The 21,184-nt window shown below is 42.0% G+C and carries 23 protein-coding genes and 2 pseudogenes; 9 read left to right on the forward strand and 16 right to left on the reverse strand.

Annotated features, from left to right (window positions below; genetic code table 11):
- Positions 1-230: 230 nt before the first annotated feature.
- Positions 231-1,846, forward strand: a pseudogene (locus tag C3420_RS13595) (Na/Pi cotransporter family protein).
- Here the strand turns inward: C3420_RS13595 and C3420_RS13600 are convergent.
- The 4 genes from C3420_RS13600 to C3420_RS13615 form a co-directional block, all read right to left on the reverse strand.
- On the reverse strand, positions 1,809-3,191 hold the full coding sequence (locus tag C3420_RS13600; RefSeq protein WP_103800801.1) for a dihydrolipoyl dehydrogenase: 1,383 nt from the start codon (positions 3,189-3,191) through the stop codon (positions 1,809-1,811). The pseudogene C3420_RS13595 and the gene C3420_RS13600 overlap by 38 nt on opposite strands.
- A gap of 82 nt (positions 3,192-3,273) precedes the next feature.
- Complete coding sequence (locus C3420_RS13605; RefSeq protein ID WP_103800802.1) at positions 3,274-4,452, reverse strand: hypothetical protein; 1,179 nt, start codon at positions 4,450-4,452, stop codon at positions 3,274-3,276.
- Between the two features lie 205 nt (positions 4,453-4,657).
- Entirely contained in the window at positions 4,658-5,080 is a 423-nt protein-coding gene (locus C3420_RS13610; RefSeq protein WP_103800803.1) for a beta-lactamase hydrolase domain-containing protein, read from the reverse strand.
- Positions 5,073-5,408 carry a TIGR01244 family sulfur transferase gene (locus C3420_RS13615; protein ID WP_071321295.1) on the reverse strand — a complete coding sequence of 112 codons (336 nt, stop codon included), beginning with the start codon at positions 5,406-5,408 and terminating at the stop codon, positions 5,073-5,075. The genes C3420_RS13610 and C3420_RS13615 overlap by 8 nt, the downstream gene beginning before the upstream one ends.
- 124 nt (positions 5,409-5,532) lie before the next feature.
- Here C3420_RS13615 and C3420_RS13620 point away from each other — a divergent pair, with 124 nt between their 5' ends.
- The 3 genes from C3420_RS13620 (at position 5,533) to C3420_RS13630 (ending at position 7,307) form a co-directional block, all read left to right on the forward strand.
- Positions 5,533-6,429 (forward strand): alpha/beta hydrolase, encoded by an 897-nt coding sequence (locus C3420_RS13620; protein WP_103800804.1) that lies wholly within the window; start codon positions 5,533-5,535, stop codon positions 6,427-6,429.
- Entirely contained in the window at positions 6,430-6,861 is a 432-nt protein-coding gene (gene trxC, locus C3420_RS13625) for a thioredoxin TrxC (protein WP_103800805.1), read from the forward strand.
- 74 nt (positions 6,862-6,935) lie between these two features.
- The gene (locus C3420_RS13630) at positions 6,936-7,307 is read left to right on the forward strand and encodes an acyl-CoA thioesterase (RefSeq protein WP_218954330.1); all 372 of its coding nucleotides are present in this window, start codon (positions 6,936-6,938) and stop codon (positions 7,305-7,307) included.
- Positions 7,308-7,516: 209 nt separating this feature from the next.
- On the opposite strand, the gene C3420_RS13635 is transcribed toward C3420_RS13630, so the two are convergent.
- Entirely contained in the window at positions 7,517-8,029 is a 513-nt protein-coding gene (locus C3420_RS13635) for a DUF4442 domain-containing protein (RefSeq protein ID WP_071321298.1), read from the reverse strand.
- 27 nt (positions 8,030-8,056) lie between these two features.
- Positions 8,057-8,545: a YajQ family cyclic di-GMP-binding protein gene (locus C3420_RS13640; RefSeq protein WP_004816006.1), complete on the reverse strand. Its 489-nt coding sequence runs from the start codon at positions 8,543-8,545 to the stop codon at positions 8,057-8,059.
- A 91-nt stretch (positions 8,546-8,636) separates the two neighbouring features.
- Between C3420_RS13640 and C3420_RS13645 the strand changes: the two genes are divergently transcribed.
- The gene (locus C3420_RS13645; RefSeq protein WP_004816007.1) at positions 8,637-8,951 is read left to right on the forward strand and encodes a rhodanese-like domain-containing protein; all 315 of its coding nucleotides are present in this window, start codon (positions 8,637-8,639) and stop codon (positions 8,949-8,951) included.
- A 179-nt stretch (positions 8,952-9,130) separates the two neighbouring features.
- On the opposite strand, the gene mnmC is transcribed toward C3420_RS13645, so the two are convergent.
- Genes mnmC through C3420_RS13665 form a run of 4 tightly spaced genes read right to left on the reverse strand, consistent with a single transcriptional unit; the run spans position 9,131 to position 12,541 of the window.
- Positions 9,131-11,029, reverse strand: coding sequence for an FAD-dependent 5-carboxymethylaminomethyl-2-thiouridine(34) oxidoreductase MnmC (gene mnmC / locus C3420_RS13650; protein ID WP_103800806.1), 1,899 nt, complete (start codon positions 11,027-11,029; stop codon positions 9,131-9,133).
- A gap of 39 nt (positions 11,030-11,068) precedes the next feature.
- Positions 11,069-11,593 carry a hypothetical protein gene (locus C3420_RS13655; protein ID WP_004816010.1) on the reverse strand — a complete coding sequence of 175 codons (525 nt, stop codon included), beginning with the start codon at positions 11,591-11,593 and terminating at the stop codon, positions 11,069-11,071.
- A gap of 5 nt (positions 11,594-11,598) precedes the next feature.
- Entirely contained in the window at positions 11,599-11,901 is a 303-nt protein-coding gene (locus C3420_RS13660; protein WP_076754301.1) for a YciI family protein, read from the reverse strand.
- Positions 11,902-11,929: 28 nt separating this feature from the next.
- The gene (locus tag C3420_RS13665) at positions 11,930-12,541 is read right to left on the reverse strand and encodes an inner membrane-spanning protein YciB (RefSeq protein ID WP_076754298.1); all 612 of its coding nucleotides are present in this window, start codon (positions 12,539-12,541) and stop codon (positions 11,930-11,932) included.
- Between the two features lie 44 nt (positions 12,542-12,585).
- On the opposite strand from C3420_RS13665, the gene C3420_RS13670 reads away from it, so the two are divergent.
- Entirely contained in the window at positions 12,586-13,437 is an 852-nt protein-coding gene (locus tag C3420_RS13670; protein WP_103800807.1) for a PHP domain-containing protein, read from the forward strand.
- A gap of 6 nt (positions 13,438-13,443) precedes the next feature.
- Here the strand turns inward: C3420_RS13670 and C3420_RS13675 are convergent, their stop codons facing one another.
- The 3 genes from C3420_RS13675 to radC form a co-directional block, all read right to left on the reverse strand.
- A complete protein-coding gene (locus C3420_RS13675) occupies positions 13,444-14,472 on the reverse strand; it encodes a hypothetical protein (RefSeq protein WP_103800808.1) in 1,029 nt (342 codons plus the stop codon).
- 78 nt (positions 14,473-14,550) lie between these two features.
- Positions 14,551-15,462, reverse strand: coding sequence for a bestrophin family protein (locus tag C3420_RS13680; protein WP_004816019.1), 912 nt, complete (start codon positions 15,460-15,462; stop codon positions 14,551-14,553).
- Positions 15,463-15,530: 68 nt separating this feature from the next.
- Positions 15,531-16,229, reverse strand: coding sequence for a RadC family protein (radC, locus tag C3420_RS13685; protein WP_004816021.1), 699 nt, complete (start codon positions 16,227-16,229; stop codon positions 15,531-15,533).
- Positions 16,230-16,342: 113 nt separating this feature from the next.
- Here radC and coaBC point away from each other — a divergent pair, with 113 nt between their 5' ends.
- Together coaBC and C3420_RS13695 are read left to right on the forward strand one after the other, a co-directional pair.
- The gene (gene coaBC / locus C3420_RS13690) at positions 16,343-17,617 is read left to right on the forward strand and encodes a bifunctional phosphopantothenoylcysteine decarboxylase/phosphopantothenate--cysteine ligase CoaBC (protein WP_103800809.1); all 1,275 of its coding nucleotides are present in this window, start codon (positions 16,343-16,345) and stop codon (positions 17,615-17,617) included.
- A 202-nt stretch (positions 17,618-17,819) separates the two neighbouring features.
- Entirely contained in the window at positions 17,820-18,323 is a 504-nt protein-coding gene (locus C3420_RS13695; RefSeq protein WP_103800810.1) for a hypothetical protein, read from the forward strand.
- Positions 18,324-18,379: 56 nt separating this feature from the next.
- Here the strand turns inward: C3420_RS13695 and dusA are convergent, their stop codons facing one another.
- Positions 18,380-19,405, reverse strand: a complete 1,026-nt coding sequence (dusA, locus tag C3420_RS13700; protein ID WP_103800811.1) for a tRNA dihydrouridine(20/20a) synthase DusA — start codon at positions 19,403-19,405, stop codon at positions 18,380-18,382.
- A gap of 133 nt (positions 19,406-19,538) precedes the next feature.
- Between dusA and C3420_RS13705 the strand changes: the two genes are divergently transcribed.
- On the forward strand, positions 19,539-20,687 hold the full coding sequence (locus C3420_RS13705; protein WP_004692382.1) for a site-specific integrase: 1,149 nt from the start codon (positions 19,539-19,541) through the stop codon (positions 20,685-20,687).
- On the opposite strand, the gene C3420_RS13710 is transcribed toward C3420_RS13705, so the two are convergent.
- Positions 20,671-20,943, reverse strand: a complete 273-nt coding sequence (locus C3420_RS13710) for a pyocin activator PrtN family protein (RefSeq protein WP_004644614.1) — start codon at positions 20,941-20,943, stop codon at positions 20,671-20,673. The two genes, C3420_RS13705 and C3420_RS13710, sit on opposite strands and share 17 nt — an antisense overlap.
- Before the next feature lie 130 nt (positions 20,944-21,073).
- Positions 21,074-21,184, reverse strand: a pseudogene (locus C3420_RS13715) (IS701 family transposase); the annotation flags it as partial.

Here is a 21,184-nt window from a genome sequence, read left to right on the forward strand (position 1 = left end):
TTCCCGAACTCAGAAGTGAAACCTCTTAGCGCTGATGGTAGTGTGGGGTTTCCCATGTGAGAGTAAGTCATCGCCAGCTCATTATTCTAAACACCCCCTGTCAAATGACAGGGGGTGTTTTTTTATGGCTGGGAAAAATAGGTGGGTTTAAAGTATTTGATAGGCTTGGTTTAGTTTCAGCTATCGTATATAAATTATTAAAACTTAAAAAATTATAAAAAGGGATAAGTGTGTTTGATGTATTTGCCCAACTTTGTGGTGGAATAGGTTTATTCCTGCTCGGCATGACCTTGATGACCGACGGCCTGAAGGATATTGCAGGTGAATCTCTGAGACAATGGTTAGGTAGATTTACGGGTTCTCCTTTAAAAGCGATGAGCTCAGGTATTATCTTTACCTTGATCGTTCAGTCTTCAACAGCGACAACACTTGCTACTATTGGTTTTGTAAGTGCAGGGATACTGACTTTTGCTCAATCTGTTGGCGTGATTATTGGTGCAAATATTGGAACCACCAGTACTGGCTGGATGGTAGCACTGCTTGGTGTCAAATTCTCGATTGGAAAATTCGCTTTACCCTTAATTGCAGCGGGTGCATTACTCAAGATTTTAGCTCAGGGTCGGCTGGCTTTGACTGGGCTTGTAATTGCGGGCTTTGGTCTGATTTTCTTTGGAATTGAATTATTGCAGGTGGCAATGTGTAGCCTGGCAAATCGTATAGATCTTTCTATATTTAGCACCCAAAACTTTTTCTCAAAATTATTATTAGTCTTGATTGGCTTGGTGATGACGGTAATTTTACAGTCATCTAGTGCCGCAATTACGACGACAATTACTGCATTGGCAAGCCAGATTATTCAGCTAGAACAGGCACTTTTGCTGGTTATTGGTCAAAATATTGGAACTGTAGCTACGGCAGTCTTGGCGGCAATTGGGGCGAATAGCAATGCACAAAGAACGGCTGCAGTACATGTGATTTTAATCTGAGCAGTGCAACTTTTGCCTTCCTGGTCTTAATTCCACTTTTTCTCTGGTTATCCTACGAAGGTCACTTGCTGGCTTCTTGGGATTCTGTGGTAATTGTTGCAGCTTTTCATACGACATTTAGTTTATGTGGGGCTGTATTATTAATGCCTTTTATCGAACAGTTTAAGCATTTTCTGACTTGGCTCATTCCTACTGATGAGGACAGTTTAATTCAGTCTCTGGATGAGTCGAGTCTTTCAGTACCCGCAGTCGCAGTTGCGAATGCTGAAAATGTCATTGATCAGACAGTATGGCAACAATATGGCTGGTTTATTGCGGCATTTAAAGATGGACAGCTGGTTGCAGCCAATCAACTCAAACAACAAGATGAACTCATTGCAAAGCTTAAACAATATTTGGCTCAAATTACCGTGTCTCAAAATACCGAAGAGCAAGCACGTTTATTGGCCTTACTCAGGAAAGTGGTCTATCTCAATGTATTCCGCAGTGATCTTGAACAATTATCCTATAGTTTGGATATCCGGACTCAGCCTGCTTTATATCAGGTTATATTGGATTTTGTTGAAATTTTTGATAATTATTGGAAGGAAGCTGCAGATGTAAAGGATTATGATAAAATTTGCATGTTACAAAATGAACTGATTCTGCTGGAACAATGGACGAAACAACATCATGCTGATCTTCGTGAAAAGATTAATCAGTATGCTTCTAGCAATCAATTGAGTGCTGCCAGAACCTTGGAATTACTCGCAGCCCATCGCTGGCTAGATAGGTTTATTTCCCATAGCCAGCGCTTTGTAAATGTATTAAGTGAAAATGAACTCAATGCTGATCAGCTAACTGACGACGCGCATGCTTGAGTGCAGTACGTAAGCCCTCTTCTAGAGTCGGATGATAGAATGGTTTTTCTAGGATCTGATCAATTGTCACTCCTTCACCAATTAACCAGGCAAGAAGATGTGCTAGATGTTCTGCCTGTGCACAAAATAGTTCTGCACCCAAAAGTTTACGCGTAGACCTGTCTACATATATTTCAGCACCACCCATATTGGTAGCTTCCACCCGCGCTCGGCCCTGTCTTTCATAAGAAATAAAACCTGTAACGAAATCAGTTTTTGCTTTTTTTAATTGCTGATAATTTTTTCCAATAATAGCCATTTCCGGCTGACTGAACACAATCGCCAAAGGGGTTAGTTTTGGAATTGCTTGTATATCTGGATAATTTAGGCAATTTTTAACGATTTTTTTACCTGCATATGCCGCTTCATGTTGAATTGGAGCATCAGGAGCTGCATCACCAATAATAAAAATTGGGTGGTTAGCTAACTGTTTTGTAGAAGGATCAATTGGAAGATTTTTGATTTCTATATACGAAGGATCGATTTTTTCCAGTTCGAGTTGATCAAGGTTACTGCTTCTTCCGGTTGCCGCTAATACGTAATCAACTTCTAAGATTTCTGCTTGGTCATTTTGCTTAAATTTTATCTGGACTTGATCACTTTGTCGGATCATCTCATCAGGAACAGTTTTAAATTTAATCTCAAGTTCTGAACTGAGTTGCTGTTGAGCAAGTTCCTGAAGCACAGGACTTGTAAGAGAACCGACTTTTTGACTACGGGCAAATACAGTGGTCTTGACTCCTAAGCGTTGCATGGCTTGAGCAAGCTCAATGGCAATTACTCCGCTACCAATTACTGCCAGTGACTCAGGTAGGGTAGGAAGCTCAAACACTTCATTAGAGCTAAGAAGTCGCTCACCGAGTACTTCTTTTTGTTTTGAATCGATATTTGGTCGTGAGCCTACAGCCAAAATAAAACTTTTAGCTTGATAATATTGTCCATCTACTTCTACGGTTTGGGCATCTACAAATTTGGCATGACCTGAAATTTTATGTTTTGGATTCCATTGATTGATTTCTTTAAGGGTGGCTTGAGTAAAGAAATCACGTAATTCACGAACACGTGACATGACATTGTTCGGGGTAACTTCACTATCAATATTTAAAGCTAAATCATGTGCATGCTGAATCAGGTGCATACGATTGGCTGAAGCAATTAAGACTTTACTTGGCATGCATCCGACACGTGCACAGGTTGTATCCCAAGGGCCAGCATTAATGATCAGAATATTATCCGTATGTTTGATTGCTTCTTTATAGGCTGTGATACCTGCTGTGCCTGAGCCGATGATGATGAGGTCGTACATGATAATTAAGTTTTTAATAAAATTTGAATTTACTATACAAAAAAACCCTCTACAAAGAGGGTTTACTTGCAATTATTTACACTTAGAACTTTAAGCCACTTGGTTGGGTAAGGGTAGTGCTTATTGTTCCATTATTATTTATAGATTCACCTTTGTAAGTAATTCCATTAAAAATATGCGTAAATTTTAATTTTGTTCCATTTAATGCCTGTTTGAATGTGAAAATATTTGTGCCTTCTAGGAAAATAGAACCAGTAAAACTTTGAGTATTATTACTAGGACTCTCATTTTCTATTCTTGTGCCAGAAATAGAACTAACGTTTGGTAAATTTAATGTTTGCATGCCTGTGGTTCCAATTCGATAAGTTGCTAATGCTGTAGCATCACCTGGAACCGAATTAATAGTGAAATTGACAGGTTCTGCATCAGGAGTCTTAGGATTGTCATTAATTAATACATCAAATCCTGAGTTATTTTGTAATACATATAACTCTCCATCTGTTGAAGTTGGATCTTTATAAATACTTAGAGCACCTTTAGTTTCTGTGGTTTGATCTTGATACGTTAATGTAACTTGATAATTACCATCAGTTTCATTCATTGATACAATACGTAACTGATCTTCCTGAATAATTCCCCAAGATTGTTTATAAGGATAACCAAATACGCCTGTAACCCAAATATCATTATATTTTTTGTCAGCATTGCGATTATCAAAAATGATAATCATTGTTTTACCAGTAAAATGATCAATTTGTTCTTCGGATAATTTCATTCCATCAATTTCATTATCGTTAACATCGAAATCCCAATCAGCATATTTATTAGGGTTTACTAAATTTAAAACTCTTTTTATTTCAGAATCACCAAATAAAATATAACAACCAGTATTGGCATATGTGCCTGAATCCATACATTTTTCACGATAGAAAAAATTATTAGGATTTTGATCAAAGGCTTTTTTGGTGTCTATAGCTAATTGTAGTGGACCTTGAGCAAAAGTATCTAAAGCATGATCGATATAGCCCTTAGCTGTAGCGGCATTTGTGGCATCATAATTTCCGAATAAAAATTGACCTTCTTGTTTTAGTGCATTCAGGGTAAGCTGAACTTCATTTAAGTCAGTAGAAGGCGTAGCTGGGGGAGGAGTATTCCCGTTATTATTTGATTGGTCATTATAATAACCATCACTTCCTCCTCCGCCACAGGCAACTAATAAGCTAGATAAAGTCATCGCTAAAATCGTTTTAATAAATTTCATGTTTACCCCCAAAAAAATAATTTTTCGAAAAAAGTTTTGTTATATTGTTCAAAGATTAACATACATAAAAAATGGCGCAAAGAGCGCCATTTATATTTTATTGGGAAATTATAGTGCTGTTCCCACACTCACACCCACAGTCGGTCGAACATTCATCGAACTACAACCAACAAAACTTAAACTTAAACAAATGATCAGTAAAACTTTATTCATGAATTAATCCTTGGTCCTTCGCCTCGTAATACAAGACAGCAGAGCGTATACCACTACGGCAAACCATTAAAATGGGTTTAGGTAAGTCATTATAGTATTTGGAAAATTCTTCAATGTTCTGTTGTGTAATTTTTCCGCTAATCACTGGTTGATAAATTACACTGGCATGATGGCGCTCTGCAATAGTACGAAGCTGACTAACTGATACCTCATTGCCAATTTCCTGATCCGGACGGTTGACGATAACAGATTTAAAACCCTGTTTCATTAATTCTTGAAACTTGGTGCTATTCATTTGCCCCGCTACACTCACTGTAGGAGTTAATGGCCGGCTTAATTCTGCAGAAAAACTGAGTGTAGCAAAGCTTAGACCGAGTCCAAGCATTGCACATTTCCAGAAGAAGGGATTAGTCATCCAATAAATCCATTTGCTTTGCGATCTGGTACAGGTTATTAGAACGGTTACCAGTACGGCAGAACATCAATAACGGTTTTGGTAGTTCGTTATAGTGATTGGCAAAAGTACGGACATCGAGTTCAGTGATCTGACCTGCAACTACAGGTTGATGCACATAATCCAAACCTGCTGCACGAGCAGCTTCTTCAATTTGTGCACTGGTTGGCTGATCCGGACCACCTTCCATATCCGGGCGGTTATTGATAATGGATTTAAAACCTTTCTCAACTACCTGTTCGATATGTTCTGGACCAATTTGACCTGCAAAGCCTACATTTTCACTCATGATGTCACTCCATCATTTCATTTATAAAGATATGCTTTATGATAGCATTAAGCTCAAAAATGAGCAGAAAGATCTGAAATTTTTATAAACGAATACAACCATAAAATAACGCAACGGAGCGCGTATGCATGTATATACAGTTGAACCACTGTATGTCAAAAGCGGTCAAGATGTCATTGCTGCCGATTTTTATCGTCCCAAGAATATACACAAACCAGCAGTCATTTTAATGGCACATGGTCTGGCTGCCTTACGTCATTTTGAACTGGTCAAATATGCCCAACGTTTTGCAGCAGCGGGTTATGCCGTCATTTTGTTTGATTATCGCTACTGGGGTGGAAGTACCGGACGACCACGAGAACTGGTTTCAATTAAAGCCCAGCTTGAAGACTGGCGAACCATGATTGCTCACGTTAAAGCACGTAAATCCGTGGATGCTAAACGTATTGTGCTCTGGGGAACGAGTTTGAGTGGCGGATATGTACTAACACTTGCCGCAGAATCCAAAGATGTACAGGTCATTATGGTCCAAGTTCCATTTGTGGATGGTGCTGAAAGTGCCAAATTGTATCCTTTACAGCAGCTGCCTAAAGCGCTGAAAATTTCCAGTCAAGATTATATGGGCTCTAAAGTCGGGATGACGCCACGAACTTTACCCGTTGTAGCCCAGAATGAACTCTGTTTCTTACCAACACCCGATAGCTACGAAGGTTATCTGTCAATTGTTCATCCAGACCATTACTGGAGTGGGGAAATACCAGCCCGGGTGTTCTTTAAACTGATCCGCTATCGACCGATTCAGGATGTGCGTAAAATTACAGTACCGGTTCTGTTTATCGCTGCGCAACAGGATAGCCTGATTCCGATTGAGTCCAGCCGTGAAACGGTAACCAATATCGCACCATTTGCCCAATATCATGAGTGGAATATGCGACATTTCGATATATATCATGGTGAATGGTTTGAAAAAGCAATTTCGACCCAATTAGAATTCTTACATCAATATATTGGAGTTCGTTAGATGATCATTGTATGTCCGTCATGTCAGGCCAAAAACCGTGTGCCTGAAGATAAACTCACCGCGAGTCCTGCATGTGGCCAGTGTCATCAGGGCCTGATTCCACTTGCGCCGATTGAACTGAATGAACAGAATTTTAGCCAGTTCGTGACTGGGAGTGATTTACCGATTCTGATCGATCTCTGGGCGGACTGGTGTGGTCCGTGCAAAATGATGGCGCCGCATTTTGCAACGGTAGCGCAGCAGTATCCAAATGTGGTATTTGCCAAAATTGATACGGAAGCGAACCCAAGACTCAGTGCTGCATTTAATGTTCGTAGTATTCCGACACTGGTTTTGATGAATAAAACTGATGAAATTGCTAGAATAAGTGGCGCACTCAGAGCACCACAGCTACAACAGTGGCTGGATCAGCAGCTGAATGCCAAATCTTAATACCCAGGCCTGGAGTTAACGTGTCAGATTCTCATGTACAACCAGAGGGAATTCTTTCCCTACAGACGATTGCAATGCCAGCAGATACCAACTGGAGCGGTGACGTATTCGGTGGATGGATTGTTTCACAAATGGACTTGGCCGGTGCAATTCACGCAGAACGTTTTTCTAAGGGACGTTGTGCGACAATTTCAATTAATCAGATGACTTTTCTGGTGCCGGTAAAAGTCGGTGATGTGATCAGCTGTTATACCAAGATTCTGAAGGTGGGGAATACCTCGATTCAAATGCAAATTGAAGTATGGGACAGTCACGATGATTCCCGTCCCCCTGTACGTGTTACTGAAGGGGTATTTACCTTTGTTGCCGTGGATGTCAAAGGCAATAAGCGCCTGATTCCGGATGAAGCAAAACAAAAGTTCATTGATGCTCAACAAGCGAATTGATGAATGCAAAAACCAGACGAGATGTCTGGTTTTTTATTTTTGAAAAATTAAATCATAAAATCTTAATTTTAAAACTTGTCCTGGTTTTAAAGCTAAAGATCAAATCACTATTAAGCTCAGAAGGGTATGGTAGTTATCATCGCTATAAATAATAAGAATGCTTTAACTTTAACTCGATCCCAATTTAGTTAGTACAGATTATTAAAATATTAAGAAGCAACTCTATTTTTAAGTTGCGATTTAGCGATCCAGGCCCAGAGCATTTCACACTGAATCGGTGCTTTGCCAGATTCATCTGTTATGACGACCTGCACCAATGTTTCGCCTTTATCTGTACTTTGCATCAATTGCTGCTGTTCAGCAGTCAGAGTGGCTATAGCACGCATTGCCCCCTGGGTAGGACGTTTATAATCAATTTTGATACTTTTGATGAGGACGACTGCAGAATCAGGCACGTTCATTGCGGTGACAAATCCCGTGGCTGTTTCTGCAAGCAGTGCCATGGCACAGGCATGAACCTGACCAATATGGTTCTGCATAGCCTTATGATTGGCCATGCTGACCATGACCTGATCATGGCTCACCTGTTCATAGCGAATTCGGGCAGAACCGACCATCGGCACCACACGTCCAAAGGTTTTACTCAGCAGTGCAGTACGAATGCCTTGAGGAAGTCGTGAACTTGCTTTTACCAGTTTGGAGAGTCGATTGCTTTTGGCCATGGTTCTATTATCCGAAAATAGACTGTCTTAGTCTTTAAAGTTGTTGAACTGTAAAGGCACACCAAATTGCTGTTCTTTGAGGAATGCCATAATTTGTTGCAAAGTATCGCGTTTTTTATCGGTCACACGAATCTTGTCGCCTTGGATAGAAGACTGCGCTTTAATGCCACTTTCTTTAATGGCTTTATTAATTTTTTTTGCGGTATCTGAGTCAAGACCGTCTTTCAGTTTGATCACCTGGATATAGTTTTTACCTGAAGGTGCACCTTTTTGCGGATCGAGCGCCTGAATATCTACTTTACGTTTAAAGAAGTGATTTTCTAACATGCTATAAACTTGTTCACACTGAAAATCACTTTCAGTCTTGATTTTGATTTCTTTATTTTTTTCGTTCAGCTCGATTGAAACGTCCTGACCACGGAAGTCAAAACGGGTCGCAATTTCTTTTTGCGTGTTTTGAACTGCATGGTTTACTTCAAAAATTTCTAATTCAGAAACAATATCGAAAGAAGGCATAGTTTAGACCTTTACAAATGGAAAGAATATCTGAGATGCTAGGGATGTTTTCTTCATTTGCCAAGTGTTGTTTACATCAAAGGAGTGCGCAATGATCCGTAAACAAGAAATTACAACATTTGAGTTCCCAGAAGGTGCTGTAATCTGGGATGTACGTGATTCTAATGCTTTTGCTGAAGCACATATTAAGGGCGCAGTAAACCAGCCCATTAATGATCTTTCAGCAGATAGCCTTACTCAAGTGTCCACGGATCAGCCGATTTATATCCTGTGTGGTGGAGGTAGTAAAGCCCCTCGTGCTGCTGAAAAATTAGAGGGTTTTGACAGCTCTCGTGAATATGTCATCCTGATGGGTGGTACACGTGCTGCCCGTGATGCAGGCTTGCCGCTGGAACAGGGTGCCTGATTAAGCTTTAAAAAAGAAAAAAGCGCCTTCAGGCGCTTTTTTCTTGGCTAAATTTCTTCAATGGTCCCCTTTGAAAAAGGTGAGCCATATATGGCGCAAGAGGGGGTAAATTCTTTCTATAAGCCCCTCCCTTACGGAACAGTGTTCCTCACCCTTTAATAAAGGAAGGGGCTTTAACACTAAGGTTTAAAATAAGGCTTCTTGGTTTTGATTTTCTTTTCAAAGCGTTTGACATCCAGTTTCTTCACTAGATTTGTGGGTGCAGGACAAGCTTCTCCTAGAATCTGTGCAGCCAGGATTTCACTGCACAATGGAGCAAATAGAAAACCTTTGGAACCTAAGCCAGCCAGACTATAGATTTCCTGATCGGATTTGAGTTTTCCAAGCAGGGGGAAATAATCTTTGCTCTGGGCACGAACCGAAGCACGACCTTGCCATTCACTGATATCAGCCAAACTCTGTGCATACTCTGGAAATACTGAATGGATCAGTTCACAGTTATGGATATGGTCTTCTTCCAGTACCTCTGTATCATCACGATTCAGGCAGAATGAAGCACCGAGCAGCAAATGCTGTTCATCAGACTGGATACAGTAACCGCCGTAGCTATAGGCAATATTCGGATCGAGTGGTTGATCGCTATTTTTGAGCCAACTGACCTGTCCACGAATGGGTTTAAGTTCAGGATGCTCTTCAAGCAGCTGTGGCGTATTTAATGCGGTACAGACGATGACATGATCAAACTGGCCGAGTGAGCTATCACCATCAAATAATTCTGGACATGAGTGTGGTTCAATTCGGCTAATTTGGGCCTGGATATAGCGAATATTGCTATGTTGCAGGATTTCATCACGCAACTGATAAGGCGATACAGCTCCCGCCTGTAACAACGCCAATGCTGGATATTTCGCTGTTAAAGACTGCTGATTTTGATCTGGAACTTCTAGAATACCATCAGGATACTCATCAGCCAGAGCCAACAGGTTTTCTGGATTTTTCAATGCTAGCTGCTGAACCTGAATCGCGCGAAAGGCTTTAAACTGTGCATAATGATTTAGGGCGTGTTGCCAAGCCTGGGTCATTAAATGTTCAGCGCTTTGTGCAATCGGTGACAGTTTCGGATTGAGTAGCGCTAATGGATTACCAGAACCACCGGAAAGTGGTGCTGTTTGATCGAATAGGCTGACTTGATGACCACGTAGAGCAAAAGCCCAGGCTATACTTAAACCGGCAATACCAGCACCAATGACAGCGATCTGACGTGCCTGACATTTCAACTCTTTATTGAGCGAAGTTTTTTTTTGAGTATGATGTTCAGGAATTGCTGTTACTGGCTGTGCAAATTCAGGCGGATTCCAGATGGCTTTCAGCATTTCACGTTTATGACCAAAGCCACGTGGACGTGAAATCGAAATACCATGATTTCTAAGACCGCGTTTCAGTATACCTGCGACACTAAAAGAGGCAAAGGTGGTGCCATAATCCGAGAGTCGAACAATATTGTTCAGGACATTCTCTTCCCACATATCCGGATTGCAGGAAGGCGCAAAACCGTCAAGGAACCAGGCATGTACTGACACAGTTTTTTCAATGACTGGAAAGACATCTTGTGCATCACCTAGCCATAAATCCAGAGAAAAACGTTCTTCAGGAAAACTGAGGCGATGACAGCCAGCAATTGGGAGTGGATATTGGGAAATCAGCTGATCTGCAAGGGGTTTTAGTTCCGGCCAGGCATTTAAAGCACGAATCAGATCATCTTTTGATAGAGGAAATTTTTCCACTGAAATGGCATGCAGATGGCTCTGGTTATCTGGACGAACCTGTTGCCACAGTTGCCATAAGGCCAGAATGTTGAGTCCTGTACCAAAGCCCGTTTCCCCTATGCAAAAATATTCAAAAGGTTTGAGATCCGTGAGCCGGGTACCGAGATCATTACCATTTAAAAACACATGGCGTGTTTCAAGCAGGCCATTGTCTTTAGAAAAATAAACATCACCGAACTGTTTGGAAACTGGCACGTCAATGCCATCTACCAGCTGCCAATCGAGATCGGCAGTTTGAATTGCATGAGACAAAACGGATACAACCTTCAATACGTCAGAAGAGGGAATAGCTTACCACTGACGACGGCGTTTGGTATAAACATAACTCGCAATCAGGAAGCCAAGTAGTACCCCAACTGCCAATGTCGCAGCACCGTAGAGAAACATTTGTGCACTACGTTCACTTTGTAGCACCTGCACCTGAACGCCGAGATTATCATTTTTCAGCTGTAGTTCCTGATTCTGGGTCAATGCTTCAAGATTAGCTTTTTCCAGTTGTTGCAGACGTGTCGCCTGATCTTTGACCAAAGCCTTCACTTTGGCATCTTGCTGAGCTTTGTTCTGTGCAATATCTTCTGCAGTCAATGGCTTGGCAGCAGGATTTTGAACAAGAGGATTATTCGAAGCAGCCACTGGCATGATGCCAGGTTTATTGGCAGACAGTGTTTGCGGTGGCGTATTGGCTACCGCGGGTTGCACAGTTGCTGGTGTATTTTGCGCTGGGGCAGCAGATTCCGCTGCCGGTGTTACTTCAACTGCCCAGGCAGTTGTACAGGCAAAAGATAAACCGATTAAACTGGCAATTACAGCGTGCATGAACCTTATCCTTGTGGGAATGCTTTATTGAATGGTTTAACGTCAATATGCGCATAGACGCCTTCTTTTAAGAATGGCTCTTCCTGTAACCATTCCTCCAATGCTTCACGGCTGTCAAAGTCCACAATAATGGTGCTGCCATAAAAACCTGCTTGAGGATTACCCGGTTCTTTTGGCATCGCGCCGGCAACGATTAAACGACCTTCATCATTTAATTTTTGCAGACGTTCAAGATGTTGAGGACGAATCGCAAGGCGTTTTTCGACAGTACCTTCCTGATCGGTACAGCTGACAACAAATAATGGCATGGCAGTTCTCGATGACTTAGTCTAACTTTTATTCAGCAGTTTTAAAGTATTTGCGCAATACAATGAACTGAATAATGATAAATGAAAACATCACGATCATGTCACCAAATGCGGTAAATTCTCCCCAATATTTTCCATCCATAAAGATATAGGCAAAGAAGCAATGCAAGAAAGACATCACCGCAAACATTGCTGCCCAAGCATAGTTGAGTTTAAGCCAGCCTTTTTCAGTTAAATTAAACACCGGTCCAAACAGACGTTGGATTAATGGTTTTTTATCTTTACTGAACCATGGTGAAAGCAGGAATACGCCAGCAAAAACCAGATTCAGCAAGACAGCTTTTAAGCGGATATAGAAATCATCACTGAGTATTAAAGTGATTCCACCGAAGATCACCGTCATGAACAATACGATCCATTGCTGTTTGTCCAGACGGAATTTCTGTGAAACAAATAACGCGCCATAGACCACTAACATGGAAATGATCAGACCTGTGGTTGCCACAAGAATATTGTTATTGTCGACACCGCCTGCGGAGCCAATCAGCTGGAGTAATGGATGATTGGTGTCTTTAGGATCTACTGTCTTATATAAATAAAAGAAAATAATGAGTGGCACAAAGTCTAAAAGTGCTTTCATGTTAGAGTATCTAAATCTGATCAAATAAATGTCATAGTATAGAGATGCACGGCGTAGATTTACATACACACAGCAATATTTCTGATGGAACCTTAAGTCCACAGCAGCTGGTTAAGGCCGCGGCAGCGAGCTTTATCCATACGCTGGCCTTGACTGATCATGACACCATGGACGGTTTAGAGCTGACGCGTGAAGCCGCGAAAGATCACGAAATTAAGATCATTTCTGGCGTAGAAATCTCTAGTCAATGGTCACGTCCGGCCACCAAGAAGAATTATGGCGTGCATATTGTGGCGTTAGATGTTCAAAATCCTGAACCATTGCAACAGGCTTTAGAACAGCAAAAACGGATTCGCGCTGAACGCTCAAAAAAGATTTGTGATCTACTGATGCCATTGATTGGACAAGATATTTATCCAGATGTAGTCGCTAAGGTCGATAATATTCCAGACCGTGTCACGCGAACCCATATTGCCAAAACACTGGTTGAAAAGGGGATAGTCACCCGTCCACAACAGGCTTTTGATAAATATATCAAGGAAGGCAAGAAAGCTTATGTGAAGTTTGATGGACTGGGACTGGAAGAAACCATTCAGGTGATTCATGCCAGTGGTGGTTTTGCAGTCCTAGCGCACCCCACCCGTTATGATCTGTCTGCGACTAACATCCGTTACCTGATAGAAATTTTTGCTAGGTTCGGTGGGGACGCCGTTGAGCTGCCACCAGCAGTTGATCCGGCTTCTACCCGGCAGATGGTAGATCGGATGATTGCTGAACATGGGCTAAAAGTATCTGTAGGCAGTGATTATCATGGGGACAATATGCCCTGGATTAAGCTCGGCCATATTCCAACAGTTAAAGACGGGCAAGTGGGCATCTGGGAAAGTTTTCGGTAACAGGCGTCAGGCTTCAATAAATGGAGACTGCTTTTGCTGCTGGATTTTTATGCCTAGAAGGCAGGTCAAAGCTAAACTCAGTAATGCCAGTTGCCAAGTTGTTGTAATCGCTGCCATCAGTAATAATGCTGCAATAAGCGTATAGTTCAGTAAATTGCGATAAAGAAAAGGATGGTTCCGGGAAATTACCGCCTGCTGGATGTCTGGATGATGTTTGAATTCTCGATAGCGTAGAAAATCGATCAAATTCGCGAGCGCCAGTTCCAGCTTGTCAAAATGTACTGCCTTGCAGGACATCCGATAGTACTTACCATAATTGGTACTCAGCTTAAGCGTATAAGTTGGAGAGTCATCTTCACGACTCGCCTGAATATGTACAATTCTTGGTAAGTCCAGCATGAGTCGACTGGGAATATGGTCGAAGTAAATCCGTCCGCGGAGCGGTGTCGCGATATAGTACTGCAAATGCTGAAAATTCTGGTCTCCATCATGTGCATACAGTTGAACAATCCAGCGTGTACGCCTCAGGTAATAGACCAGAACCTGCTGGCCGATGAGCGCATCACTTGGTTGAACATGGATATCCAGATACGACTCTGTTTTAAACACCTGATTCAAATCGACATTAAACCATTGTGGGGCTTCATGCTCATTGATCTTTAATAGCAGTTGCTGCTGTTTGCGTAGCCGGGTCGTGTGAGTCTGACGTTGGTCCATAATGGTGGCATCTGAGCTGCGTAAGGCTCTTTCACGGATATCCCGAGCCAGTTTCGAATCAATCAGGTGTTGCTGAATCAGAAAAGGAAATTTGAAATATTGTTTCCGGTCATAGCTTAGACCGAACACCAGTATGAAACTGATGAGAAGCAGTAAAATCCAGTATTGTTCTAATCCACTAAATAAAATATCTTGCCAGGCCAATACACAGCCAAATGCGAACACGGCTCCGCTACAAAGCAGTAAAGCCGCTAAAGTTGCACCCAGACGCGTCACCGGTTGCGTTGTATAACGATGAATCCGTCGCTTGATAGTCATGAGATCTTATTTTTATTGTTTTCATTATTTTAATTTTGAATTGAATATATGAGCTGCGTTTAGCTGTAATCGTATTTCTTATAATAGATTATGATCTTGGGCCTGAATAGGTGGTGGGGTTGGTTTGCCTAAAGTACCCAATAGTTCAATTTCAATGGTACGTACCATTGAATCAAGGGGTAAATCATTGCTTTGCGTACCAAAAGGTTCTTCAATTTCTGAACTGAGCGCATCCAGTCCCAAGAAAGTATAAGCCAAAATTCCGACCAGCAGCGGTGTCACCATTCCAAGGGTCGAACCCAGACTAAATGGCAGCATAAAGCAGAAAAAATATACGGTACGATTCAGCAAAACTGAATAGGCGAAAGGCAGCGGTGTGGTGGCAATCCGATCACAACCTGTCTGTACAATACTCAACTCAGCTACATGCTGGTTCATCTGCGCATAAATGATGTCTGAAATTTCGCCTTCTTTCAGGGCCTGCATAAATTCCCATTGAATCAGGCTGAGGGTGTACTGTGGGGCATTGGCCTGTTGATAGAGCTGTTGCAGGGCTTGAGGACTCATGCCACTAGTCTGCACCAGTTCGGTTGGATTGGCAGTCTGATGGCGCAAACGATCGCGCAATACATTGGCGAAGACAATCACATGCTGGATGACCCGCTCACGGCGTGCCTGCGTCAGCATACGGCAGTCCCGGTCAAAATGACGTGCATTGGCAATTAGGATCCCCCAGAGTTTGCGCGCTTCCCACCAGCGTTCATAGGCGGCAGAGTTCTTGAAACCAAGGAAAATCGACAGTACTACTCCGATCAGGGTAAAACCGACTAAGGGTAATTCCGGTAAATGTAAATAATTGGTATAAGATAGCCCGCCAATAATGGCAGAAATGAGCATGACCACGCCTAGAGGCGGCAGTACCTTAGGTAAAATCGTTCCCCGCCATGAAAATAATACTTTAAAGATACTGGGTTGGTCACGTACGATCATTTATTGGAATCATCACAATTTTTTTCATGATCTTGTTGAGTTGTGCCTGCTTTGTCAAGTGATATCGTTCAGGGTTTTACCGTATTGATGAGTTGCTGTTCTGCAAAGGAAAAACTGCCTTCCCGGGCAATGATACAGTGATCAATCAGGCGGATTTCGACCAGGTGACAGGCCTTTGCAATCTGCTGGGTGAGTTCAAGATCTGCTGCGGAAGGTCGAGGCTGACCGAGTGGATGATTATGGGCAATCACAATCGATGTTGCCTGTTGCTGAATGGCATGGCGTAGTAACTGATTAATCGAAATCTCACATGAATTAATCGAGCCATAAAACATTTTCTTAAAGCTGATTTTTCTTAACCCGGCATCCAGACACAGTACAGCAAACACTTCCTGAGTTTCTCCCAGTAGTTCAAAGCGCAGATAGTCCATAATTTTGCGGGAATGATTCAGTTCCAATGCATCTTGGCGAAGGTGCTCGGCAATATAGCGCCGTCCCAGTTCCTTAACAGCCATCAGCTGGGTAAATTTACTGACACCCATCCCGTGAAACTGGCTGATCTCTTGCAGTGGGGCATCCAAAAGAGTACTTAAATGACCAAAATGTTGAATCAGAAGTCGAGCTAGTTCCACTGCGGAATGCCGCTGGGAGCCTGAGCGCAGGAAAATTGCCAGCAATTCGGCATCGGAGAGGCTTTGTGGGCCTGACTGTAACAGGCGTTCGCGTGGACGTTCCTGTTCAGGCCAGTGTTTAATCGAAAATTGCATGTTTATTAGACTTATTTATTATTAATTATTGTTTTTCACACAAGAAGGTCTCTTGGGCATGATTCTATTTAATGCTATTGTGAGCGCCACTGCAACAGAAAGGTAGCCTGTTTGTGAGCTTCGACGTAAGTGTAATTCCTCATAAAAATATTATTTTAGCTGTGACAGGCGGTATTGCTGCCTATAAAAGTGCAATTCTGGTCCGTCGTCTGAAAGATGCCGGTTTTAATGTTCGTGTGGTCATGACTCAAGGCGCACAGGCCTTTATCACGCCGCTGACGTTCCAGGCACTGTCGGGTAATCCTGTCCATACTGAATTACTGGATCCAGAAGCTGAAGCAGGCATGGGGCATATTGAACTGGCACGCTGGGCGGACCTGTTACTGGTCGCCCCAGCAAGCTGCGATACTTTGGCCAAATTCGCTGCCGGTCTGGCCGATGATTTGCTCAGTACACTTTATCTGGCGACCAACGCACCGGTCTGGGTAGCGCCAGCCATGAATCAGCAGATGTGGGCAGCCAAGCCGACGCAACGTAACTTAGCCACTTTGATTGAAGATGGTGTGCATGTGATTATGCCGGATGCAGGTTCACAGGCCTGTGGTGATGTAGGTTTGGGCCGTATGCCAGAACCGAAAGATCTGGCACGTCAGGTAACCGAGTATTTTCATAAGGCACAACGAGCGATTGCAGAAAAATTTGGTCAGCTTGCAGGAAAGCGGGTTACGATTACAGCAGGTCCAACGCGTGAAGCGATTGACCCGGTTCGTTATATTTCCAATCACAGTACCGGAAAAATGGGTTTTGCCTTGGCGGCAGCCTGTTATGCTGCCGGTGCGGATGTAACACTGATTGCAGGACCAGTGACGCTGGATACGCCAAATGGCGTCAAACGTAAAAATGTCAGCTCAGCCGTGAAAATGCTGGATGAAAGTCTGCATATGTTAGAACAGGGCTGTGATATTTTCATTGCGACCGCTGCAGTTGCGGATTACCGCGTAGCACAAGTGGCAGAACATAAGATTAAAAAAGCCGGTGATGAGCTGAATGTCGCACTGATCAAAAATCCGGATATCGTTGCAACCATTGCTCAACAGGAAAAACGTCCATTTATGGTTGGCTTTGCCGCAGAAACACGAAATATTGAAGAATATGCAGCTGGCAAACTGGTCGCTAAAAAACTGGATATGATTGCCTGCAATGACGTTTCCCGTGCAGATATTGGCTTTGCCTCAGATGAAAATGCCATGACGGTATTCTTTGCAGAATCTTATCATATGGAAAAACGTGATCTGGAAAAGGCTTCCAAACAGGAAATTGCCCAGCAACTGGTTGAAGCCATTCATGATGCCCTACATCATGATCCTTCTAAGGATGATGATTTCTAAGTTATTTTATAAAAAAGCCCTGCATAGTCAGGGCTTTTTTATTTCTGCAGAATTGACTAAATGTTCAAAAGAAAACCAAGTATTTTGACCTTGAAAGACACTTTTGGCTATTTCGTGCCCAGTTTGAAAAAGATAAAATCACCCTATAAGGATCAGAATTTTTTTATTTTCCAGCCTCACTAATTTGAGCACTGGGGGTGGTATGAAAAGAATAAGTCTATTGTTTCTGACCTTGCTATTGTTTTCCTGCAGTTACTTTGTATCTATTGATGAACTGTCGCGCAATATTCAGTCTCAGATGCAACGTGAATTTAATTCCAGTTTGGATTATCGCCATTACCGGTTAAAAGTCATGGATGTAAAAATCATGGAACGTTCTGGTGATCATTTTCAGGCCATTTCCCAGATACAGTATCAGGGCCAATCTTTTCCAGTTAAGGTCTCTATCCAGAAGGTGGAGCAGGGTTATAGCTGGCAGCTGGAAGATGATGCTTTTGCCTTTATTGATGAAGTTGAAATTCAGCGTTATGAACAGCAGTTACAGCAGGAACTGGCTATGATTTCTGCAGAATTCGAACAAGATGAAGGTTTTGGGGACGAGAAGGTCAATGAGATCACTGAGGCTGCAACGCGGGAATCCAGGACGACATCACAGCGGGTTGAAGAACCCATTCCTGTGGGAAATATTACCGCTTATACACAATAAATTCTCTAGTCAAAAAACCTTAATAAAAAAGCACCGGGGAAACGGTGCTTTTTAAATTAAAGATTCTGGGTTTGCTGTTCGAGCAGGTAGTCTTCAGTGCGTTTGATCGCCTCCTGAATATTGAACAAGGCATTTTCTACATCTTTTAAGGTTTTGGCATTACCACCGCTTAATGCCTGACGCCATTTACGCGCACCTGGCAAGTTCTGGAACAAGCCTAGAATATGACGGCTAATAATCGAGAGTGGTGCACCTTCTGCCATACGCTGGGCAATATACGGCATCATTTGTTGCATGATCTCAAAACGATCAGGAGCTTCAAGATTCCAAAGTTGGCCTAACTCGGCCAGTAAATACGGATTGTGATAGGCTTCGCGACCAATCATTACGCCATCCACATGTTTTAAGTGTTCAACCGTTTCCGCATAGGTTTTGATCCCGCCATTGATTTCAATCAGCAGCTCAGGACGTTCCTGTTTTAAAAGGTAAACATCTTCATAACGTAATGGGGGAACTTCACGATTTTCCTTCGGGGATAGGCCTTGTAACAGGGCAATTCGGGCATGCACGATAAAATTATTACAACCCGTCTTCGCTACGGTATCGACAAAATGCAGCATCTCTTCATAAGACTGCATATCATCAATCCCGATACGATGTTTCACCGTCACCGGAATATCCACGGCATTGCGCATCTCACCAATACATTCTGCGACTAGATCAGGCTCCGCCATCAGGCAGGCTCCAATTTTATTGTTTTGTACCCGGTCACTTGGGCAGCCGACATTCAGGTTGACTTCGTTATACCCCCAATCCTGTGCCATTTTGCTACAGGTGGCCAGGTCTTTGGGATTAGAGCCACCAAGCTGTAACACAACTGGCTGTTCTTGCTGATTAAAGTCCAGATGACGTTTGGCATCACCATGAATGATGGCACCTGTCGTTACCATCTCGGTATAGAGAATAATATTGGGATTAAACAGACGTGCAAAGAAACGATAATCTTTGGTGGTCCAATCCATCATCGGGGCTACGCTGATTCTCGGAGATTGAGTGTTTTCAATGTTTTTGTTAATAGTCATTAAAAATCATACCTTTAATCTATATTCTGCAACCTGCGAGAATTTGTTTGAACCTGTGTTTAGGTGGGTGAATCCGTTTGCATTTACACCAAATTTTACACCATAATAGAAAAAATAGCTTTTGGTGTAAATTATGGGTTCAATTACAGCAAGGAAAGGTGCAGATGGTAAAGTTAACTATCGTGCTGCGATTCGAATCACTCGAAAGGGCTTTCCTGCTTTTTCTGAAAGTAAAACATTTCACTCAAAGAAATTAGCTGAAAACTGGATTAAGAAAAGAGAAGTCGAAATTCAAGAAAATCCTGATATTTTGCTTGGCAAAGAAAAGTTGATTGATCTGACCTTATCAGATGCCATAGATAAATATTTGGATGAAGTCGGGAGCGAGTACGGAAGGACGAAACGCTATTCTCTGCTCTTAATTAAGAAGCTACCAATTGCGCGCAATATTATCACAAAAATAAAATCAGTACATTTGGCCGAGCATGTGGCTTTAAGGAAGGGTGGAATTCCGTACCTCGATCTTGAACCTATTGCGACTAGTACACTGCAACATGAGCTTTTACATATCAGAGGTGTTCTTTCTCATGCTGCTGTTATGTGGGAAATGGATATTGATTTAAATAGCTTTGATAAGGCTACTGCTCAGTTAAGAAAAACACGTCAAATATCCTCCAGTCAAAAAAGAGACCGACTGCCTTCGAGAGATGAATTGATTGCATTGACGAAGTATTTTGCAGAACGATGGAAGCTAAATCGTTATGGCTCTAAATACCCAATGCATTTGATTATGTGGTTTGCAATTTTCTCATGCAGACGTGAAGCTGAATTAACACGATTGTATCTTCGAGATTATGACCCACATCATTCAACGTGGAAAGTGCATGATTTAAAGAATCCTAATGGTTCTAAAGGTAATCATAAGTCATTTGATGTACTTGATCCTTGTAAGGTGCTGATCAAAAGACTGAAACATTCAGAAGTTCGAGAACGGATGCTAAAGCTTGGACATAATGAAAATTTGTTATTGCCTTTGAATCCCAAAAGTTTGGGTAAAGAGTTTAGAGAAGCTTGTAAAATTTTGGGGATTGAAGATTTACGATTTCATGACTTGAGACATGAAGGCTGTACTCGATTAGCTGAACAGAGTTTTACTATTCCTGAAATTCAGAAAGTAAGTTTGCACGATTCTTGGGGGAGTTTACAGCGTTATGTATCAGTGAAAGCGAGAAGAAATATATTACAGTTGGAGGAGGTGCTACGCCTCATCGATGAAACGTAGCAAAATCTTTGGATGCCTCTGAATATTGCTTATCCAAGACAGCAGCAAGATCCTTAATGTGTACCAAAAATGGAGCACGTTTACTTTTATCTATTTTGAATACTGAGAAAGGGAATTGTTGATTATTCGCTTTTCTCAGTGCTTCGGCTTTGCTGAGGTGGGGATAATAGTCAGAAACTACTGTCATTAGTTCAACGGTCATAGAACGATACTTTATAAAAAGTAGTTCGGTAGTATTAATTTGAAAGCAATTCATGAAGTGGGTATTCCATACATAAAACTTTTTTAATTTGAATGGGTCACCTTTGAAGTAAGGCTGACCATCCCTATGTCTTAATCTTATTTTTTTGATGTAGGTCTTTATGTAATATAGGACTTACGCACTGTTATTTATAGACTCTCTGTGGTAGCAGATGATTTTTATCGAGAATAAAGTCATCAATGAAGTTTTTGATAATTGGTCTAAATAATTTCTTCTGCCAACGATATACATTTTC

Origin of the sequence: Acinetobacter sp. ACNIH3 (assembly GCF_002918965.1) — a bacterium.
GTDB lineage: Bacteria > Pseudomonadota > Gammaproteobacteria > Pseudomonadales > Moraxellaceae > Acinetobacter > Acinetobacter schindleri.

What these genes read in the sequence shown, in the direction of transcription:
- C3420_RS13600 (WP_103800801.1), bottom strand. Translation starts at nt 3,191, where the DNA reads ATGTACGACCTCATCATCATCGGCTCAGGCACAGCAGGTATCACAGCC.
- C3420_RS13605 (WP_103800802.1), bottom strand. Translation starts at nt 4,452, where the DNA reads ATGAAATTTATTAAAACGATTTTAGCGATGACTTTATCTAGCTTATTA.
- C3420_RS13610 (WP_103800803.1), bottom strand. Translation starts at nt 5,080, where the DNA reads ATGACTAATCCCTTCTTCTGGAAATGTGCAATGCTTGGACTCGGTCTA.
- C3420_RS13615 (WP_071321295.1), bottom strand. Translation starts at nt 5,408, where the DNA reads ATGAGTGAAAATGTAGGCTTTGCAGGTCAAATTGGTCCAGAACATATC.
- C3420_RS13620 (WP_103800804.1), top strand. Translation starts at nt 5,533, where the DNA reads ATGCATGTATATACAGTTGAACCACTGTATGTCAAAAGCGGTCAAGAT.
- trxC (WP_103800805.1), top strand. Translation starts at nt 6,430, where the DNA reads ATGATCATTGTATGTCCGTCATGTCAGGCCAAAAACCGTGTGCCTGAA.
- C3420_RS13630 (WP_218954330.1), top strand. Translation starts at nt 6,936, where the DNA reads ATGCCAGCAGATACCAACTGGAGCGGTGACGTATTCGGTGGATGGATT.
- C3420_RS13635 (WP_071321298.1), bottom strand. Translation starts at nt 8,029, where the DNA reads ATGGCCAAAAGCAATCGACTCTCCAAACTGGTAAAAGCAAGTTCACGA.
- C3420_RS13640 (WP_004816006.1), bottom strand. Translation starts at nt 8,545, where the DNA reads ATGCCTTCTTTCGATATTGTTTCTGAATTAGAAATTTTTGAAGTAAAC.
- C3420_RS13645 (WP_004816007.1), top strand. Translation starts at nt 8,637, where the DNA reads ATGATCCGTAAACAAGAAATTACAACATTTGAGTTCCCAGAAGGTGCT.
- C3420_RS13655 (WP_004816010.1), bottom strand. Translation starts at nt 11,593, where the DNA reads ATGCACGCTGTAATTGCCAGTTTAATCGGTTTATCTTTTGCCTGTACA.
- C3420_RS13660 (WP_076754301.1), bottom strand. Translation starts at nt 11,901, where the DNA reads ATGCCATTATTTGTTGTCAGCTGTACCGATCAGGAAGGTACTGTCGAA.
- C3420_RS13665 (WP_076754298.1), bottom strand. Translation starts at nt 12,541, where the DNA reads ATGAAAGCACTTTTAGACTTTGTGCCACTCATTATTTTCTTTTATTTA.
- C3420_RS13670 (WP_103800807.1), top strand. Translation starts at nt 12,586, where the DNA reads ATGCACGGCGTAGATTTACATACACACAGCAATATTTCTGATGGAACC.
- C3420_RS13675 (WP_103800808.1), bottom strand. Translation starts at nt 14,472, where the DNA reads ATGACTATCAAGCGACGGATTCATCGTTATACAACGCAACCGGTGACG.
- C3420_RS13680 (WP_004816019.1), bottom strand. Translation starts at nt 15,462, where the DNA reads ATGATCGTACGTGACCAACCCAGTATCTTTAAAGTATTATTTTCATGG.
- radC (WP_004816021.1), bottom strand. Translation starts at nt 16,229, where the DNA reads ATGCAATTTTCGATTAAACACTGGCCTGAACAGGAACGTCCACGCGAA.
- C3420_RS13695 (WP_103800810.1), top strand. Translation starts at nt 17,820, where the DNA reads ATGAAAAGAATAAGTCTATTGTTTCTGACCTTGCTATTGTTTTCCTGC.
- dusA (WP_103800811.1), bottom strand. Translation starts at nt 19,405, where the DNA reads ATGACTATTAACAAAAACATTGAAAACACTCAATCTCCGAGAATCAGC.
- C3420_RS13705 (WP_004692382.1), top strand. Translation starts at nt 19,539, where the DNA reads ATGGGTTCAATTACAGCAAGGAAAGGTGCAGATGGTAAAGTTAACTAT.
- C3420_RS13710 (WP_004644614.1), bottom strand. Translation starts at nt 20,943, where the DNA reads ATGAATTGCTTTCAAATTAATACTACCGAACTACTTTTTATAAAGTAT.